This window comes from Ornithinimicrobium sp. (assembly GCF_030537745.1).
Taxonomy (GTDB): domain Bacteria; phylum Actinomycetota; class Actinomycetes; order Actinomycetales; family Dermatophilaceae; genus Ornithinicoccus.
This window is the reverse complement of sequence record NZ_JAUNVI010000023.1, coordinates 1-18,185: the sequence shown is the minus strand read 5'-3', so window position 1 is coordinate 18,185 and position 18,185 is coordinate 1. Positions and strand designations below refer to the sequence as shown.

20 protein-coding genes are annotated in these 18,185 nt (G+C 67.4%); 10 read left to right on the top strand and 10 right to left on the bottom strand.

All coding sequences use genetic code 11. The features are described 5' to 3' along the window. Positions 1-74: 74 nt before the first annotated feature. The 8 genes from Q4P07_RS06905 to Q4P07_RS06870 all read right to left on the bottom strand — a co-directional run bounded on the left by Q4P07_RS06905 (position 75) and on the right by Q4P07_RS06870 (position 8,519). Positions 75-725, bottom strand: a complete 651-nt coding sequence (locus tag Q4P07_RS06905) for a hypothetical protein (RefSeq protein WP_303374171.1) — start codon at positions 723-725, stop codon at positions 75-77. A 156-nt stretch (positions 726-881) separates the two neighbouring features. Next, positions 882-1,859 carry a phosphotransferase enzyme family protein gene (locus Q4P07_RS06900; protein ID WP_303374170.1) on the bottom strand — a complete coding sequence of 326 codons (978 nt, stop codon included), beginning with the start codon at positions 1,857-1,859 and terminating at the stop codon, positions 882-884. Positions 1,860-1,892: 33 nt separating this feature from the next. Beyond that, complete coding sequence (locus tag Q4P07_RS06895) at positions 1,893-3,350, bottom strand: amidase (protein WP_303374169.1); 1,458 nt, start codon at positions 3,348-3,350, stop codon at positions 1,893-1,895. Positions 3,351-3,378: 28 nt separating this feature from the next. Continuing rightward, complete coding sequence (locus tag Q4P07_RS06890) at positions 3,379-4,605, bottom strand: amidohydrolase (protein ID WP_303374168.1); 1,227 nt, start codon at positions 4,603-4,605, stop codon at positions 3,379-3,381. 21 nt (positions 4,606-4,626) lie between these two features. Then, the gene (locus Q4P07_RS06885) at positions 4,627-5,361 is read right to left on the bottom strand and encodes a hypothetical protein (RefSeq protein ID WP_303374167.1); all 735 of its coding nucleotides are present in this window, start codon (positions 5,359-5,361) and stop codon (positions 4,627-4,629) included. A gap of 13 nt (positions 5,362-5,374) precedes the next feature. Then, positions 5,375-6,100, bottom strand: coding sequence for a DUF5058 family protein (locus Q4P07_RS06880; RefSeq protein WP_303374166.1), 726 nt, complete (start codon positions 6,098-6,100; stop codon positions 5,375-5,377). Positions 6,101-6,171: 71 nt separating this feature from the next. Continuing rightward, positions 6,172-7,248: a C45 family peptidase gene (locus Q4P07_RS06875; RefSeq protein WP_303374165.1), complete on the bottom strand. Its 1,077-nt coding sequence runs from the start codon at positions 7,246-7,248 to the stop codon at positions 6,172-6,174. Then, a complete protein-coding gene (locus tag Q4P07_RS06870) occupies positions 7,245-8,519 on the bottom strand; it encodes a M20 family metallo-hydrolase (RefSeq protein WP_303374164.1) in 1,275 nt (424 codons plus the stop codon). The genes Q4P07_RS06875 and Q4P07_RS06870 overlap by 4 nt, the downstream gene beginning before the upstream one ends. A gap of 127 nt (positions 8,520-8,646) precedes the next feature. On the opposite strand from Q4P07_RS06870, the gene Q4P07_RS06865 reads away from it, so the two are divergent. Further along, positions 8,647-9,654 carry a LacI family DNA-binding transcriptional regulator gene (locus tag Q4P07_RS06865; protein ID WP_303374163.1) on the top strand — a complete coding sequence of 336 codons (1,008 nt, stop codon included), beginning with the start codon at positions 8,647-8,649 and terminating at the stop codon, positions 9,652-9,654. Positions 9,655-9,796: 142 nt separating this feature from the next. Here the strand turns inward: Q4P07_RS06865 and Q4P07_RS06860 are convergent, their stop codons facing one another. Both Q4P07_RS06860 and Q4P07_RS06855 read right to left on the bottom strand, forming a co-directional pair. Next, a complete protein-coding gene (locus tag Q4P07_RS06860; protein ID WP_303374162.1) occupies positions 9,797-10,399 on the bottom strand; it encodes an OmpA family protein in 603 nt (200 codons plus the stop codon). Beyond that, entirely contained in the window at positions 10,396-10,809 is a 414-nt protein-coding gene (locus Q4P07_RS06855; protein ID WP_303374161.1) for a hypothetical protein, read from the bottom strand. The genes Q4P07_RS06860 and Q4P07_RS06855 overlap by 4 nt, the downstream gene beginning before the upstream one ends. A 466-nt stretch (positions 10,810-11,275) precedes the next feature. Between Q4P07_RS06855 and Q4P07_RS06850 the strand changes: the two genes are divergently transcribed. The 9 genes from Q4P07_RS06850 (at position 11,276) to pdhA (ending at position 18,056) form a co-directional block, all read left to right on the top strand. After that, positions 11,276-11,719 (top strand): PA2169 family four-helix-bundle protein, encoded by a 444-nt coding sequence (locus Q4P07_RS06850; RefSeq protein ID WP_303374160.1) that lies wholly within the window; start codon positions 11,276-11,278, stop codon positions 11,717-11,719. A gap of 111 nt (positions 11,720-11,830) precedes the next feature. Next, complete coding sequence (locus tag Q4P07_RS06845) at positions 11,831-12,238, top strand: hypothetical protein (RefSeq protein WP_303374159.1); 408 nt, start codon at positions 11,831-11,833, stop codon at positions 12,236-12,238. A gap of 70 nt (positions 12,239-12,308) precedes the next feature. Beyond that, on the top strand, positions 12,309-13,136 hold the full coding sequence (locus Q4P07_RS06840) for an NAD-dependent epimerase/dehydratase family protein (RefSeq protein WP_303374158.1): 828 nt from the start codon (positions 12,309-12,311) through the stop codon (positions 13,134-13,136). Between the two features lie 100 nt (positions 13,137-13,236). Beyond that, positions 13,237-14,025, top strand: a complete 789-nt coding sequence (locus tag Q4P07_RS06835; RefSeq protein ID WP_303374157.1) for an SDR family NAD(P)-dependent oxidoreductase — start codon at positions 13,237-13,239, stop codon at positions 14,023-14,025. Positions 14,026-14,155: 130 nt separating this feature from the next. Then, positions 14,156-14,539 carry a GntR family transcriptional regulator gene (locus Q4P07_RS06830; protein WP_303374156.1) on the top strand — a complete coding sequence of 128 codons (384 nt, stop codon included), beginning with the start codon at positions 14,156-14,158 and terminating at the stop codon, positions 14,537-14,539. After that, positions 14,536-15,273, top strand: coding sequence for an ABC transporter ATP-binding protein (locus tag Q4P07_RS06825; protein ID WP_303374155.1), 738 nt, complete (start codon positions 14,536-14,538; stop codon positions 15,271-15,273). The genes Q4P07_RS06830 and Q4P07_RS06825 overlap by 4 nt, the downstream gene beginning before the upstream one ends. After that, complete coding sequence (locus Q4P07_RS06820) at positions 15,273-16,046, top strand: hypothetical protein (protein ID WP_303374154.1); 774 nt, start codon at positions 15,273-15,275, stop codon at positions 16,044-16,046. Before Q4P07_RS06825 ends, Q4P07_RS06820 begins: the two co-directional genes overlap by 1 nt. A 168-nt stretch (positions 16,047-16,214) precedes the next feature. Next, a complete protein-coding gene (locus Q4P07_RS06815) occupies positions 16,215-16,892 on the top strand; it encodes a CBS domain-containing protein (RefSeq protein WP_368660257.1) in 678 nt (225 codons plus the stop codon). A gap of 57 nt (positions 16,893-16,949) precedes the next feature. Continuing rightward, complete coding sequence (gene pdhA / locus Q4P07_RS06810; protein WP_303374152.1) at positions 16,950-18,056, top strand: pyruvate dehydrogenase (acetyl-transferring) E1 component subunit alpha; 1,107 nt, start codon at positions 16,950-16,952, stop codon at positions 18,054-18,056. The last annotated feature ends 129 nt before the right edge of the window (positions 18,057-18,185 follow it).

The following is an 18,185-nucleotide window of genomic DNA, read 5'->3' as shown; positions in this document are numbered from 1 at the left end:
TCGGTGGCAGGGGCCGGGTCCCAGATGGGCAGGTCCCCCCTGCAGACCTGCCCACCGGGACGTCCTGGCTCGCGTCAGTTTGCGATACCTCCGCACAGCACCGGGATGGTGCCCTCGAGCGGGAAGGCGTCGGTCAGCGACGAGGGGCCAGCCTCGAAGTCGTAGACACCGTTCCCGTTGATGTCGATCCCGTGGATGACGACCTGGACCGTGTCCGCGTTGGCGAGGGCGTCGCCCTGGCTGAAGGTGCGGCTGTAGCTAAGGTGACCGCTGGCGTCGGCGACCGCGAAGCGATCCAGCGCCAGCGCGCTGGCTGCGGACACGTCCCCGGTGGTGGTCAGCGAGGCGAGGATGCCGCCATAGGAGGGGAGTCCTTCGAGTGTCGTGACAAACCCGTTGCCGTCGGCGTCAGCGGCCGGCCCGGGGCAGCCCAGGTCGGTTGCTGGGCCATCGACGCCGTGCAGGTGCATGGCGTGCGGTGCGTTCGCCATGAGACCGTCAGCCACCACCTTGACCTGGACCTTGCCGTTGGGAAGCGTCTTCACGCGAGTCATGCCCGAGGCACTGCTGTTTGGCACCGAGGGCGCCTGGACGGCGTTCAGTGAGTAGGAGTAGCTGGCGACCTTGGGCGAAGGGTTGGTGTCGTGGGCGGCCTGGGCCATGCCTGCGGTGGCGACGGTCAGGGCTACGGCGACTCCGCCGACGAAAAGTGCGGTGGACCTCATGGGGTTTTCTCCTCTGGGTGATGCTGCTGACCAGCGTCGTCGTCGGCGCGGGCTCGAGCAGTATTCGGAGCGCACGGCCCCATCGGATTGGAGTGTCGACATCCACGCAGCGCCACCCCAGAACCGCCTACGCGCTACTACACCGGCGAGTGACGCCTAGAGGGCGTCGAGGATCGTGGTGGGCAGATCCGGTGGCAGCAGGCTGCGCAAAGATTCATCGATCTCGAGCTCGGCCCATTCCAGGTCGCGTGCAAGGGCCGTCGGGTCGAGAGCGACATGCACCTGGCGACTGAGGAAGTTCAGCTGGGTGGCGATTACCAACGTGAAGTCAGCTTCCGAGCGCACGCGGGCCGGTCCGTCTGCCTTGACATATGACCGATACGCCCGCCGCATCGACGCGAGGTCCGGTGGGCCGTCGGCGTAGCAGGCCACCAGTGCGCGGGCCAGCTCTTGAGCAGGATCGGCGGGCCCGACATCCTCCCAGTCCACGACCACGAGGTCGCCGTCTCCGTCGGAGAGCACATTTCCCGGATGCAGGTCGCGGTGGCACAGCAGCATCCCGGCGGGGTCGGTGGAAGCGAGGATGGAGTGCAGAGCGGGCAGGCGGTCGACCGCCGCCGCCAACCGGGCAGCCCAAGACATGTCGGCTTCAGTGGCCCTGGCAATGAGCGGCCCCCATTGGTGCTTGGGCGGCGGGACCGCGTACCACCGGTCAGGTGGTGCGCCGTTGGGCTCGCGGTCAGCTGGTGGCGCGCAGCGGTGCAGACGGGCGAGCAGGATGCCGAGCGCCTCCGCCGACGCAGCCAGATCGGCACTACCCAACTCGAGCCAGTCGTAGAGCCGCAGCCACCCACCGTGGGGCAGCGGCACGACATACTCCCCGTTGCGAGCGGCGTGGCTGGCCGGCAGGCACACTCCTGCTGCGGCCGCCCGCCGTGCAAAGACAATTTCGATGCCCACCTCACCTCGGGCCGGAGGCGCACCCTCGAACACGTGCTTGAGCGCGAACACCTCAGGACCAGCCGTTAACCGCCATACCTGGCCTCGAGCCCCCCGCGGCCCAGGCGTGAGCGAGAGGTGCTCGGTCGCGAAGGTGAACGACTCTCCCGCCCGGGCGACAAGGTCGGGTTGCATGCGGCCCATTATCTGCGAGCGGCCGCTCAGAGATCAGATCTCGGGGTGGCGCAGGTGGTGGCCGGTCGCGGCTTCGAAGGCATGCGCGACCTGGAGGAGCTCGACGTCCTTGCCCGGTGCGGCGACGATCTGGATGCCGATGGGCAGGCCTCCGGCGGAGAAACCGCCCGGGACCGAGATGGCCGGGCACCCGGTGGCGGAGATGAGTGTGACCGCGCGCATCCACTCCAGGTAGTTCTCCATGGGTAGGCCGTTGATGGCGTCCGGATACTCCATGGTGGCGTCGAAAGGAAGGGCCTGAGCAGTGGCCAGCACCAGCACGTCGTGGGTAGTGAAGTAGTCCTGGGTGGCTGCCCACAGCCGGCCGCGGGCGGCGTCCATCGCGGTGAGTTCCTCGACGCGCAGGTCGAAGCCGAGCTGGGTGTTCCAGATCACGGCCTCTTTGATCCGGCTGCCGCCGGGGCGGGCGGCCTCGGCCCGGACGACGGGACCCCAGTAGGCCACGAAGTCGTAGGCGCGCTGGGTGCCGAAGACCTGGTCCGCCTCGCTCAGGTCGGGGATGCCGTCGTCGACAAGGGCCCCGAGCGCGGTGAAAACCTCAGCGCTGGCCTGGACCGTGTCACTGACCTCGGCCTCGACCTGCAGCATCCCCCTGAGGTCGGGGCTCAACCCGACGCGGAGGCCCTTCAGGTCGGGCTGGTAGTCGGCGCCGAGGGCGAACTCAGGCAGGTCGAAGATGCTCCCCGGCTCCTGGACGGAGCACGGCCCGAGGGGATCGGGGCCTGCGCCGACACTCATCAGGAGGGCCACGTCGCCGACGGTGCGGGCCATGAAGCCCTTCTGCGCGAGCCAGCCCCAGGCGTTGCTGGGAGGGGTATGGGGAATACGCCCGTTGGAGGGTCGCATCCCGACCACGTTGTTGAAGGAGGCCGGGGTGCGCAGCGACCCGCCCATGTCGGAACCGTCCCCTGAAGCCTGGATCCCGGTCGCCAGGGCAGCCCCCACACCGCCGGAGGAGCCGGCCACGGACTTGGTCGGGTCATAGGGGTTGACGGTCGTGCCGAAGATCGGGTTGAAGGTGTGGGCGCCCGCGGCGAACTCGGGGACGTTGGACTTGCCGGTGCTGATCACGCCCGCAGCGCGCAACCGCGCGACGATGAGGTCGTCGGTCTCGGGGATGCGGTCAGCAAACACGGGGGAGCCGAGCGTGGTCCTCATACCAGCGGTGTCGTGCGTGTCCTTGTGCGTCATCGGGACTCCGTGCAGCGGCGGGAGCACCTCCCCGGCGCGCCGGGCCTGGACCAGGCGCGCGTCTGCTGCGCGCGCCTGGTCCAGCGATCGTTCCGGATCGAGGGTGACGATCGCGTTGACCGTGGGATTGACCTCCTCGATACGCGCCAGGTGTGCCTCAACGGCGTCCTGGGAGCTCACCTCGCCATCGGCGATGAGGGCAGCGAGCTCTCGGGTGGAAAGCCAGGTCAGGTCGGTCATCACGATCTCCTTCGGGGGAAGAGTGGTGCTACTTCTGCAGGTGACCCACGAGGGCCGTGAGTGCCGCGCGGACGCCGGTCCGCAGGGCGGTGGAGACGTCGTCGGGCAGGAACATCGGGGAGTGGTTGCCGGATGCTCCGGCCTCCAACGCTTCCTTGGTATGTCCGCCGAAGAACCAGTAGACGTACGGCACGCCGATCTCGTCGCCGAAGCGTCCCACGTCCTCGGAGCCGGTGACTGCTGCGGACTCGATGACCGAGTCCTCGCCCAGCTCGGCCCGGAGGGAGCCGATCAGGTCCGTGGTCAGGTCCGGGTCGTTGTAGCACCGGGGGAACTCAAACATCTGCCTGATCTCCGGCTCCGGTGCTCCAGCGCCCGCGGCCTCCGCGCGGATGATCCGCTCGATGGCACCCATCGCCTTCGCGCGCGCCTCCTCGTCGAAGGTGCGCAGGTTGATGGTGAAGACCGCCCTGTCCGGGATGATGTTTTCCTTCAGCCCGGCGTGGAAGGTCGCGATCGTCAGCACCACGGCCTCGCGCGCCGAGATCTCGCGGGAGACGACGGTCTGCAGTCGGGTCACCATGAAGGCACCGAGCACGACTGGGTCGATCGAGTTCTCCGGCTGCGACCCGTGTGCCTGCTTGCCGTGGACCGTGACTTCCAGACAGTTCGCCATCGCCATCGCGGTGCCGACCGAGACGTTGACGGTGCCCGCGACAGCAGGCCACACGTGCTGACCGAAGATCGCAGAGGGCTTGGGGGCCCGGTCCCAGAGACCGTCGGCGAGCATTCCTGCGGCGCCCTCGGAGGTTTCCTCACCCGGCTGGAAGAGGAAGACCACGGTGCCGGACCACAGGTCTCGATGCTCGGCGAGCAGGCGTGCGGTCTCCAGCCCAACGCTGATGTGCGTGTCGTGGCCGCAGCCATGCATCACCGGGACCTGGGTGCCGTCGGGCAGGGTGCCCCGCGCGGTGGAGGCAAAATCCACCCCGGTGTCTTCCTGGATGGGCAGACCGTCGGTATCGGCGCGGTAGGCGATGACCGGACCATCGCCGTTCTTGAGCGTGGCGACTACGCCCGTGGTGCCGCAGCTGAAGGCGTCGTAGCCGTAACTCTGGACGATGGAGGTGATCTTCTGGGCTGTCGCATGCTCCTGCATCGAGAGCTCAGGAATCTGGTGAAACTCCTTGTACAGCTCGACGAGCGACTCCAAGTTGCTGTCGAGGTCTTGGACGAGTGCGGGATTGAGCGTCATAGTGTCCACTTTCTTCGTCGATCAGTTGATGAGAGCGTGGGCGGAGTCTTCGTCCTCGACGATTTCCTTGCCCCGGAGCCACCACGACAGCAGGACCGTAAACAGCACGCACAGCGCGATGGCGAAGGAAGACACGAGCTTGGGGGTGTTGGGCACCAGGAGGAAGACGACGGCCAGTGAGACCGCGATCGCGATGACGGTGGCCCTGGGCTGCTTGAGCGTGGCCATGAGCTGGACGACGACGCCACCCAGGATCGAGGGCAGGATGTAGAGGCGCGCGACGTCGGTGATCGAGGCCGGCATGATCGAGACGATCCAGGTGCCGAGGATCCCAACGAGGATCACCAACGAGATCACGTGCACGGCAGCGGCGCCGGCGATCGCGGCGGTGGCGGCGTAGGCGGCCTTGCGCGTGCCAGGCTTGGCGCCGATCGTGGACTGGGCCACGATCGCCGACGGGATGAGCTTGTTGGCGATGTTGCCGATCAGGAAGGCCTGATACATGCCGGCCGGCCCAAGAATCGGGAAGTAGGTCACCGGCTCGATGATGTAGAAGGCGCCGTAGACCGCGGCGACCGCGAGGAACGCGGTGAAGATCTGAGCGAACGTGACCTGGACGTCAGTCGTGGCCAAGACAATGAAGGGCACCGAGGTCGCTATCAAGAACCCCACGAAGAGGGTGATCCGGCCCCAGCTGTTGGTGGTGCGGGTGTAGTCGGCGAACAGGGCGTCCTGCTCTGGCGTGAAAGAACTCATCACAGGGTCCCTTTCAGTTAGTCGCGATGAAGGCGGCGACGAGGCCACCGATGATGGAGAAGCCCAGCGCCCACTCGCGCAGCCAGGCCTGGTTCAAGCTTTTGGCGATCAACAGGGAGACCGTCATGATTGCGGCCGAGACGACCACCGCGAGAATGTGGATCGAGGACTTGGGCAGCTCGGTGACCGTCAGTCCGGAGAATGCCGCAAGGAGCGCAGCCGACGGCACGATCGCCATCAGGGCCGGGTTGACCTTGGTCAGGCTCTCCTGGCCGCGGGCCAGGATGGGGGTCAGGATGAGCGTGGAGAGCATCCAGCAGGCACCCGAAAGACTCATCGCCATCAGGGCGACGACGAAGACGTCGCGGGTGTAGGTGGCATCACCGAGGTTGGCGCCCATGGTGCCAGCGGCGATCGAAGCGGAGGCGGTCTCGGTCGCGGCGGACCCGATGAGGCCGATCCGGACCAGGATCGCGGGCGTGCCGAAGAGCGGCAGCAGCGCGATGGCGACGAGCACCACGGCCAACGACGGGCCGATCGCCGCGACGCCGCCTGCGCGGAAGGCCTGGAAGACTTCGCGCTGGCTCATGTCAGCGCCCGCTGCGTTCTTGCGGACCGCGATCATGTAGATGGCCGACTGGAGGAGGACCACAGAGAGGACGCTGAGCGCCAGGATCCACAGTAGGGGGGCGTTAGCGATGGAGACGATGTCGGTGGACGTGCCTTGAAGTTTGATCATGTGCGGGTCTTCATCTTCAGAGACTCCTTGGTCAGGTCATGCGGGGGAGGTGGTGGTGGGGAAGGGGGCAGTCAGAGGTGATAGGTGACGCTGACCTCCTCGGCAAACTGCGGAACGCCGGGGCTGAGCCGGATCAAGCGGGCAGCCGGATCCATCTGGACCGTGACCAGGGTGGCCACGCGTTCCTGTGCAGGCCGGGCGGGGTCGGGCAGCAGCGCGACGCCGTCCGCCTCCAGAGGCGAGCACATCAACGGGATGAGGTCGTCGCAGGACTGGGGGATCGGGCTGGTTGTCACTGCGCTCTGCAGGAACTCCAGTCGGTCGTGGCTGGTGCAGTCGCGCGCGAGCACGAGGGCGCCGTCCTGGTGTTCGGGCGCCCCGAAGTGGTTGGTATGTAGCAGCCACCCCGGACCGTCTTGCACCGAGACCTGGCCGGGGGAGACCTCGACCATGGCGACTCTGTCTGCGCTGGTCAGCGTGAGAGCTGAGGAGGATGAGGTCGGCGCGGAGCGGATGAGCTCGATGCCGTGCTCGACCGTCGTCGCCTCGCTCAGGATGCGCGCGAGCACCGCGTGGATCGGGACCCCTCCTGGCGCGTCGTCGCGGTGGGCCAGGATGTTGAGGTGGACACCGACCCCTGCGGCGTTCAGACCGATCTTGCCGGGCATGCCGTACTCCGCGAACCCCGCGTGGGCGACCTCGCCGCGGACCGGATCCACCCGGTGGAGGTGCCAGCTGGTGACGAAATCGGCATACCAGTCCCAGGTCTGCGCACTCACCGAGCGACCAGGTGCCTGGTAGGCCAGGGTGGAGCACTCGCCCGGCTGGCCGGGGGCCAGCGTGAGGATCTCGGTGCGGGCGATGGTCCGGCCCAGCGTCGCCAGGTCCAGGTCGGCGCCCTCGGCGATGCCCTGCACCTCCTCGTGCAGATTCTTTCCCCAGGAGTGCAGCGCGGACAGCGAGGCTTCGGCGGCCTCCTGCTGGTCTGCTGCACTGATGCCCAGCCGGGTGAAGTGGTCGGTATAGGATCGTGCGGTGGCGCGGATCGACGCGGCCAAGGCTCGACCACGGGCTAGGCCACGCTCGTGGTGGTCCTTGCCGCTGATCCGGACGGCATGGATCGGCACGAGGTGGGGGGCGATGGTCACGAGGTTGCTCCGATGGTCGATGCGGTCCGGTCAAGGGCCAGTAGCGCGTGGGTCAGGGTAGTGACGCCTGCGGCGATATCCGGCAGGTCTGTCCACTCCTCGGGGCAGTGGCTGCGTCCGTCCTGAGAGGGGACGAAGATCAGGCCAGCAGGCACGGCACGCGCCAGGATCGCGGCGTCATGCTCCGCGCCGCTGAACAGGCGGGAGGAGGACAGACCAAGGCCATCGACGACGCCGGACAAGGTGGACAGCACGCTGGCCGACATAGGGGCCGGGTCTTGGGTAGGCAGCCAGTCGATCTCGACCGTGACGCCCCGCGTGGATCCTTCCGCCTCCGCGGCCGAGACGAGCGCTTCCTGGGCGGTTCGGAGCCACTGCGCCTCCGGTCCTCGGAACTCGCCTCGGAACTCAGCGTGCTCGGTCACGACGTTGGTCGCCTCTGGGGTGAAGGTGACCTGCCCGCAGGTGCCCTTGGAGTCTCGACCCTGCCTGGCGATCCGCTCGACGGCAAGGACGGTGCCGGCGGCCGCGCACCCGGCGTCGTGCCGCCGGTCCATCGGCATGGTGCCGGCATGGTCGGCCCGGCCGGAGAAGAGGGCCTGGAAGCGGGCGATCCCGGTGATCGACTCGACGAGACCGATCTGGCTCCCGTGCTGCTCCAGGTATGGACCCTGCTCGATGTGCAGCTCCAGGAAGGCGGCGACGCCGGAGAAGTCGTAGCGCGAGGCCAGCGCAGACGAGGCGTCGATACCGATCCGCCTCAGGGCCTGCGCCAGGGTTATGCCGTGCGTGTCGGTCAGATCGAGGTGGGTTGCGTTCAGCTCACCGACCATGGCGCGCGAACCCACGCAGCTCAGCCCGAACTCGTTGGGTTCCTCATTGAAGAAGTCGACCACGACAAGGTCGTGCTCCAGCCGATGGTTACTCTCGCGCAGTGCGTGCACGGCCTCGATCGCCCCCACGACCCCCACGATCCCGTCGAAGCGGCCACCGCCGTCCACCGTGTCCGTGTGGGAGCCCACCATCAAGCTGCGTCCCCGCGACCCGGTGCCGGGGAGGAGACCGAAGATGTTGCCGGCACCGTCGACGGAGGTCTGTAGACCCGCCTCGACCATCCAACGGCGCACGATCGCGCGAGCGTCTCGATCCACGGGGCCCAGCGCGGTGCGCGTCCAGCCGCGGCGCCCTGACTCCACCACGTCAGCGAGGGCGTGGATCGCAGCATCGACTCGGTCCGCGACGACCTGTGGCTCACGCTCGGCAGCGCTCATGTCTGCAACTCCTCGCTCGCGGGTGGGCTTCGTCGGCCTGGTGCTCACGTCACGCGTGCTCACGCGAACGATTGCGTAATCTAAGCAAACGATTGCTTCTGCGTCAAGGGTTCGGCACACTCAATGCATGTCGTCCGATCCAGCGCCGACGCTGGCCAGCCTGGCGCGAGAGCTCGGCGTGCACGTCTCCACCGTGTCGCGCGCGCTCTCCGAGCCGCCGAGCGGCATCTCGTCGTCGATGGTCGACCAAGTCCGCCACCTGGCGATGGAGCGGGGCTATCGGTCCAACCTGGCTGCCCGGGCTCTGCGCACAGGACGCTCGCTCGTCATCGGCATGCTGGTGCCACGGCTGACTGACGCCGTGCTGGCCACGGTCTACGCAGGGGTCGATGAAGCCGCGATGGATGCTGGCTATGCCACCCTGGTCGCCAATACTCTTGACCGACCCGACCTACGTCAGCAACGACTCCAGCGGCTGCTCGCGCGCCAGGTGGACGGCGTGATCGTCGCGGACTCCCGCTACGACTCCAACATTATCGGGGCACTAGAGGCGGCCCGCGTGCCGCACGTCCTGGCCCTCCGCTGCCTCCCTGATCGTCTCAGCATCGGGACCGACGACCGGCTCGGTGGCAGGCTGATCGGCGAGCATCTGCTCTCGTTGGGGCATCGCAGGTTCGGTGTTGTGGCAGGCGACACCCGAGCCAGCACGGGTGACGAGCGGACCCAGGGGTTCTTGGACGTGTGTGCCGAGGCCGGTGTCCACATCCCCGGTCAGCTCGTGGTGCCCTGTGCGTTTGACCTGCGCTCGGGCTCGGCAGCCGCAGCACAGGTGCTCGATGCAGATCCGGACGTGACCGCGATCTTCGCAACCAGCGATGACGTCGCGCTCGGTGTGCTCGCGACTCTGCGTGACCGGGGGCGCTCGGTCCCCGACGACATCGCCTTAGTCGGTTACAACAACCTGGACCTTGCTGCCGCGCTGCCGGTGCCATTGACGACTGTGGACTCACGGCTGGTCGAGGTTGGGCGCGCGGCGATGTCCGCGCTGCTGGCGGTGATTGGCGGCAGGAGCGCGAGTTCTGTGCGACTGACGCCCCGCCTGATCGTGCGGTCTTCGTCCGGAAGCACGCGATAACGTCACCGGTGCGAACATCATCGGTGTGCGCTGAATACCAGTCAGGGCCCGGTGATCCGCGCTGTGATGGCCATGCGCGTGAGCAGATTATCGCGGCGGCGCCCAGCGTTGAGCAGACGCGCGACCTACGGTGAGCGCAGGGCTAGCCGCGCGAGTAGCGGACTTCGACGCGACGGTTCTCCTGCCTACCCTGCGGGTTGTCCCGACCGTCCGGGTACGTGTTGTCGGCGATCGGCTGGGTCGAGCCCTTTCCGGAGGAGGTGATCCGATCCTCATCGATGCCATGCTCGACCAAGTAGTCCGCCACAGCGCGAGCGCGGTCCTCCGACAGTGGCTGGTTGATCTCGTCGGTGCCGAGGCTGTCGGTGTGCCCGATCACCTCGACTGGGCTCGCCGACTCGCCGAGTAGTGCGGCCACGGTGTTCAGGCTGCTTTGCGCCGTAGGCCTCAGCTCGGCGGAATCGAACGCGAAGAGGAATCGGTCGGAGAGCTGCACGACCTGCTCGCCACCGTCACTGGTCACCGCCAGCGCCTGCTCCAACGCCTCGGTCTCCACCTGCGCAGGGTCGATGTAGAAGAGCGAGACCGAAGAGCGGGGAGCCTCCCAGGCCTTCAACACGGTGACGATGGAGACGGGCGTCTGGTAATCCGGGGGCAATGGTGCCTCGTCCGCCGAAAGAGCGGCAGGCGCGCTCACGATGCCGATGATGATGGCGTAGAGGACCGCGTGGCGGAGAACTCTCACCGGGCACCGCCCAGGGGGACCTCGAAGGTCACCTGCGACCAGGTGTCGGCGGACAGCTCGCTGAAGTCGAGGGTGAGCGCGCGTGCATCCGGATCCAGGCGGCCGGCGAACACCAGCACAGCGTCGAGCCCTTCCCCGGATTGGAGCTGCAGGATCTTCTTGTCGCCCCCAGCCTGAACCTGGAAGGGGTAGGTGCGTCCTCGGTCATCGAATAACTGTGGGCCGGAGTTCGCGGAGCCAAACCAGGCGCTGAGGACGCTGTCCGCGTCATTGAGCAAAGTGATCTCGGCCTCGATGTAGTAGTCGTGGACCATCACCCGGTGCGTGGTGAGGGTGAAGGACTCACTCTCCGCACTTCGGGAGATCGACTCCTCCAACTCGACGGTCTGGGGCTGGGCAGGCTCGATCATGGGCTCGCCGCTCTCCGCGGCCCCCGTGTCCTGCGCCCCCGCGGTGGCCGCGTTAGGGTTCGCAGTCGCCTCGCTTGGGTCCGGCGGAACTGCGGCGGAGACGGCCGGCGACTGATCCGTGCCCCCCTCAACGTCGGCCGTCGGTCCCTGACTACAAGCGGACAGAGACAGCGCTGCCGTGATAGCCAGGATCGCTAGCCTGCCGCGTCGTGCGTTGATCATCGGGTCTCCTTGTTGGTCAGTCCTTAGCCCGCGCGATCCCAGTCTGGGACATATCTGTTGACCGGGGCTAGTACGGCATCGTGCCCCCAGGTGCTTCCTCCTGTTGCCCCTCAACGCTACCGACGGGTCCTGCGCCGCAGCGACCCATCGGCAAACCACCGCTGACGCCAAGACTATAGCGGTGGTGGATTCAGGCGCCGGTGCGTAGGCTTGCACGCACCATCACCCAGACCGAGGAGCATGCATGTCGGACGACGAGAAGGTTGCAAAAGACCTCGTAGAAACCCTGAGGGATGGCGAACGCGGCTTTGCCGCCGCGGCTGAAAAGCTGGCGGACAGTGATCACCCTGCCTGGGCCACGACGCTGCAGCGCCTGTCTGAGCAGCGTGCGAGTTTTCGACGTGAGATCGTCGCGCTCGGTCACGACTATGGCGATGACGTTGATGCAGGAGGCTCAGCTGCTGCGGCCTTGCACCGCGGGTGGATCTCATTGAAGGACGCAGTGACCGGCGATGACGCTGGAAGCGTCCTCGGGGCCGCCGTGACCGGAGAGGACCACGCCGTGTCTGAGTATGAAAAGGCCCTCGAGCACGACCTCAGCGCTGGCTTCCGGGAGGTCGTGCGCAGTCAACATGCCGCCGTCCTGGCTGCGCGCGAAGAGGTCAAGGCACTCCAGATCGCTGACTGACCTGGCAGTGCGCAGGGGGAAGTCGCTCGGGACTGGACAGTCCGGACTGTGGTTGTGCACAACCCTCGTCCCGCAACGCCTGTGCCGGCGACTTCCCTAGTATCCTTAGCCATGACGTATCAGCAGCCGAGTGGTGCCCAGGACAACCCCGGCTGGCCGGGGAGACCATCGTCATACCCTCCGCAGGACACGCCGGGCTGGCAGGCTGGACAGGCCCCCTACGGTCCGCCCAGTAGCTTTCCGCAGCAGCCCTTGGCTAGGTATGCCCCGCCGCAGACCGTCGCGCCGCGCAGCCCTGCTCTCGTCGCGGTGGCGTCCTTCTTCCTTCCCGGTCTGGGACAGTTCCTCAACGGGGAGGGTGCCAAGGGCGTCGCCTTCCTCGCCAGCTACTTCGTGTCGTTCGTCCTGATGCTGGTGCTGATCGGCTTCCTGACCGCGCCGATCGCCTGGATCTGGTCGATGGTGGATGCCTACAACTCAGCACGCGCCTGGAACACCCGCCACGGAATCATCAGCTAAGCCGCTGCTGCTCACCATGCGCGGTCAGAAAGTGCGGGCCTGAGTCAGGCAGCGCCGTATCCTCGACCTCGTGGACCCAAACGTGCTGCTCGTCGGCTGTGGAGACCTGGGGGCCGACATCGGTCTGCGCCTCGCCGGCCGCGGTCATGGGGTGCTCGCCGTGCGTCGCCGCGCCGAGTTAGTCCCCGCTCCGCTGATCGGCGTGCCGGCCGACCTCACCCGCGAGGTGCCAGCACTGCCCGACCTCGATCTGCACTACCTCGTCGTGGCGCTCAGTGCCCGCCCCCGCACCGAGGCCGCCTATCGGGAGACGTATGTCGAGGGGTTGGGTCGTGCGCTGCAAGCCCTGACGGACGCCGGTCAGCGACCGCGACGGGCCGTGCTCGTTTCCTCCACCGGAGTGTATGGCGAGCTCCCCGCGACGGTGCTTGGCGACGAGCAGACCCCTGCCGAGCCCGACGACGGCCCCAGCCGGATGCTGCTGGACGCTGAACACCTCTTCACCTCCCAGGTGGGCGGTGGCACGGTCCTACGTCTCTCCGGCCTCTACGGCCGGGGACCCTCCCGCCTCGCCGACCAAGTGCGAGAGGGGCGCGTCAGCGATCCGGACCGGTGGACCAACCGGATCCACCGCGAGGACGCCGCAGCCGCCGTCGTGCACCTGCTCACGCGGGCGGAAGTCCCGGACGCCCTCTACGTGGGCACCGATGACGAGCCGGCACTGATGGGTGAGGTCGCCGGCTACCTCGCGGAGCGCCTGGGGGCGCAGGCCCCACCTGCGACGACTCCAGGCCAGGACCACGGGAAGCGGCTCAGCAACGTCCGGCTGCGCCAGAGCGGTTGGGTGCCGGCCTATCCCACTTTCCGGGAGGGATATCGGGACTACCCACCGGCCTGATCGCACCAGCAGCTCATCGCGGGCGGACGCGGTGACGCGACTGGCGATGGTCGTTGGCGGCTGTGCGACGATGGCGGCCCACCCAGGGACGGGAGCCAACATGAACCGGGTCGAAGGACAGGTCGCTGTGATCACCGGCGGGGCCAGCGGCATCGGTCGCGCCACCGCGCTCCAACTTGCCGCAGAGGGGGCGGCCGTCGTCATCGGCGACCTGTCGGCAAAGGACGCGAACGAGGCGGCCGAAGAGATCCGCGCTGCCGGAGGCCGCGCGGCTGGAGTTGCCGTCGACGTCACCTCCGAAGACTCGCTCGCGGGCCTCATGCAGACGGCCATCAGTAAGTTCGGCCGGTTGGACGCGATGTACAACCACGTCGGCGGCAGCAACCCGCGGCTAGACCTGGACATCGTGAACATGGACATGGACGAGTTCGACCGGACGATGCTGCTCAACGTACGCAGCACCGTCCTGGGCTGCCGTCTGGCGATTCCGCACCTGATCGAGGCCGGGGGCGGCTCCATCATCAACACCGCATCGGTGGGCGGACTCTCCGGCGACTTCACGCAGACGGCCTACGGCACGGCCAAGGCGGCGGTGATCAGACTGACGCAGTACGTCGCCACTCAATACGGTCAGCACCGGATCCGGTGCAACGCCGTCGCTCCAGGAGCGGTGATGACCCCCGCACTGAGAGACAACCTCCCCGCCGAGATGATCGAAGGGATCCGCAAGCACAACGCCCTGCCCTTCATCGGATCACCGGAGGACGTCGCCAACCTGATGGTTTTCCTGGCGTCGCCGGAGTCCCGATACATCACCGGCCAACTCATGGTGGTGGACGGCGGGATGAGCAGCCACAGCACGATCGCTGAGATCCGTCGACCTGGCTGACGTCCTCGCAGGGACGGATCGACGCTGACCTGGGGACGCGCACAGGGTCCACACAGCGGGGGTGTTGACAGTGCACGCCTTCTGTGGTTCATTAGTCAAGTAATGAACCACAGAACGCAAGGAGGTCCGGATGACCACCCTCGGGCACGAGGTCGCCGAGCCTTTCGACGACCGGACGCCGATCTACCAGCAGATCGCTGACCGCCTGCGCCACGCGATCCTCGCCGGTGACCTCCCGGAGGAGTCGCAGGTGATGTCGACCACGCAGTACGCGACCACCTACCGCATCAACCCCGCCACCGCGGCGAAGGCGATGAGCGCTCTCGTCGACGAGGGGTTGCTGCACAAGCGACGGGGCGTGGGGATGTTCGTCTCGCCAGGAGCGCGGGAAAGTCTGCGCACGAGCCGGCGGGAGACCTTCTGGGACGACTCCGTGCGTCCTCTCATCGAGGCGGCACAAGCGCTCGATATCTCTACTGACCAGCTCATCGCCTACCTCAAGGAGCAGCAGTGACCACTCCGCTCGGCGTCGAGATCGACGCCGTCACCCACCGCTTTCAGTCCACCGACGCACTCTCTGACGTGAGTGTCAGCATCCGCCCAGGCACCATCACCGGGCTCGTCGGGCGCAACGGCGCCGGCAAGACCACTCTTCTGTCCCTCATCGCGGCACTGCGCCCCGTCCAGTCGGGTTCGGTGCGGGTGGGGGGTCGCGACGTCTGGGAGGACCCCGCCGTGACCTCGCGCGTCAGCCTGGCCCGCGATCGCGGCGGCGTCTTCGAGGACCAGCGCATTCGCCATACCCTGCGGGTGCAACGGGTCCTGCGACCGCACTGGGACCAGGGGTATGCGGTGAGCCTCCTCGAGCGCTTCGGGGTGCCCCTGAAGAAAAATCCTGAGCAGCTCTCCAGGGGCCAGCGCTCCATCCTCTCGGGGGTCATCGCCCTCGCGTCGCGGGCCGAAGTGACTCTGCTCGACGAGGTCTACCTCGGGATGGATGCGGTCGCTCGAAGAATGTTCTACGACGAGCTGATGGCCGACTATGTCGCGCACCCGCGCACGATCGTGCTGTCTTCGCATCTGCTCGACGAGGTGGAGGACCTCTTTGAGGATGTCATCGTCCTGGATCGCGGCCAGATCGTCGCCTCCGGAGATTCCGACACCATCCGCCAGCAGCACTCCACCGGCGACTCCCTCGCCTCCCTCACCGACGTGCTCGTGCACGTCAGCACCGGAAGGAACTCGTGATGACTGCTGTCCAGGCACAGAGCCCCCTGACCAGGGACAGCCTCGCTCGCCCGCGCCAGTGGACCTCGATGACCCGCCTGTTGCTGCCTGACGCAGCGCGAAGCCTGCTGATCGCGACTGTCGTCATGCTCGCACTCCTGGCGACCACCACGCTGTTCGCCTGGTGGCGTGGGTGGGAACTGGTGACCATGACCGACACGGACGTGATCGGCGTGGAGGTTGCCGCTGGCAAAGATGGGGTCACCCTCGTGGCCTCCCTCTTCCTGATGCCGGTGGCGGCTGGGGTCGCGGCCGTCGTCATGGCGATCGTGCTGGCGGCACGGACCCGGGTGTTTCTGGCTGCGGGGGCGACGCGACGCTCGCTGGCGACCGCACACCTGGTGACGCTGTTGGTGATGATGCTCTACGTCCTCGCCGTGACCGCGGTGGTGCTCCTCGTCGTCGGCCGGGGGACCGACGGGGCGCTCGATCTCGTCATTGCCGGAGGTGGGGCTGACGCCGTGCTTCTGGTGGCAGCTGCGGCGGGCAGCGTGCTGATGGCTCTCGTGGGCGCCAGCCTGATCACCGCGATCTTCCTGCGGTGGCCGTGGTGGGTCGGGGTCGGCGCCCTCGCCGTGGTGATCGTCCTGCTCCCCGCCGTCGTGGAGGTTGCCTGGCCGGCGCTGGCCGATACGGTCGGGCGGCTCATGGACTGGTGGGGCTTCAACCTGGTCGCAGTCGTCCCCACCGCTGCGATCTACTGGCTGGTGATGCGTCGCATGCCGGTGCGCTGACGCCCGGCCCCCACGCCCTCGCTAGGTAGGCGGCATATCAGCCGCTGACCGTGCTTCGCCTAAGTATCTGCGCAGGGTGACCGCGCCCTCTTCGATGGAGGCGACACCGGCACGACCTGCGTCGCGCAGCATTCGTGTACATCGGGGAGAACTCCGTGGCGGCCATCGATGAGAGCGAGACCACGCCGGCGAGGGCATCATCTTCGGCTGCACGAGGAGGATAGCCCCAGCTCCGGTTGGCGAGGAGCCAGCGCAACGCGGCACGGAGGAGGCTGCGTCGGCGGGGCGGCTGACAGCTTCTCAGCCCCTCCAGGCAGTTTCGGCCTAGGCTGTCGTGGTATGGGCCGATCACGATCCCATCCCGTAGGGCCGGTTGCCGCGACAGCCGGCGAGATCATGTCTGCCCCAGTGCACACCGTGTCGCCCGACGCATTGGTCGGAGATATCGCAAATCTGTTGCGCTCCAAGGGAATCAGCGGGGTCCCGGTCATCGACGCTGCCGGGGCGTTGCTCGGACTTGTCAGTGAGTTCGACCTGCTGGCCAAGAGTGGGGCCACCGCAGCCGACGTGATGACGACGAGCGTTATTAGTGTCAGTGCTGGCACCCCGATCGCTGATGTGCGGCATCTGCTCGTCGATCGGCACTTCCGCCGGGTGCCCGTGGTCGTCCAGGGTGAACTGGTCGGGATCGTCAGCCGAGGTGACGTCGTAGCCCTGCTCGCCACCGAGTGGGTCTGCCGGGCCTGTGGCGAGGCGGTCCGCGGAGACCACCCATCCGAGGTGTGCCCACGCTGCCATGCGGGCAGCGATCGTTTCGTCCTCGAGGAGCAGTCGCCAGGGTTCTGAAAGCAGCAGCTCGCGACACGCAGCACATGCCACGCCGGAGCACGGACAGGAGAGGCGATGCCTGGTAGCACCGAGAACACCACGACGGACCCGGAAGTGGGCGGTGGCGATGTGACTCCGGAGAACCTCACCGACTACTACCGCCAGATGGTCCTGATCCGCTCCTTTGAGTTGCGCGCGAGCGAGATGTATCAACGGGCCAAGATTGGCGGCTACTGTCACCTCAACCTCGGCGAGGAGGCGACGGTGGTCGGGCTCATGGCGGCCCTGCGCCCCAGTGACTACCTCTTCACCACGTACCGAGACCACGGGTACGCCCTGTCGCGGGGCCTCGGAGCGGGGCGGGTCATGGCCGAGCTGTTCGGCAAGGCGACCGGCGTCTCCGGCGGGCGCGGTGGGTCGATGCACATGTTCGACAAGAAGGCGCGGATGCTCGGGGGCTACGGCATCGTCGGCGGGCAGATCCCACCCGCGACCGGTGCCGCTCTGGCGCTGACCTACCGGGGTGGTCCCGGGCCCGATGCGGAGGCGGTGATGTGCCTGATGGGCGACGGCACCACCAACATCGGCGCCTTCCACGAGTCCCTCAATCTGGCGGCGCTGTGGCATCTGCCGATCGTCTACGTCATCATCAACAACCAACTGGGGATGGGCACGCCGGTCGAGAAGGCCGCGGCCGAACCCGAGCTCTACAAGCGCGGCTGCTCCTATCGGATGCCTGGGGTGCGGGTCGATGGTGGCGACGTCATTGCCGTGCGCGAGGCAGCCACTGCGGCGTTGGACATGGCCCGGTGCCAGCGCCAGCCGAGCCTGGTCGAGGCGATGAGTTTTCGACTGCGTGGCCACTCCGTCGTCGATCCAGCGAAGTACCGCTCGCAGGAGGACAACCAGCAGGCGCGCGACGAAGACCCGGTGCCCGCCTTCCGAGCCCAGCTCATCGAGTCCGGGGTCCTCGACGGCGAGTCCGCGAGTGGGATCGAGGCGGAGGCGGAGAAGCAGGTCGCGGCCGCAGTCGCGTTCGCGGACGAGAGCCCCGACCCCGAGGTGGCCGACCTGTTCGTCCATGCCTATGCGACTCCGGTGGCGGGCACCCCTCACCGACTGCCCGGTGACCCGGTGATCCTCGTCCCCAGTGACGAGCCGGACGAAGGTGTCCGGTCATGAGCGAGATGACCTATCGCGAGGCGCTTCGCTCCACGTTGCGAAGCGAGATGCAACGTGACGACGCTGTCGTCCTCCTCGGTGAGGAGATCGGGGTCTTCGAGGGCTCCTACAAGATCACCGCCGGCCTGC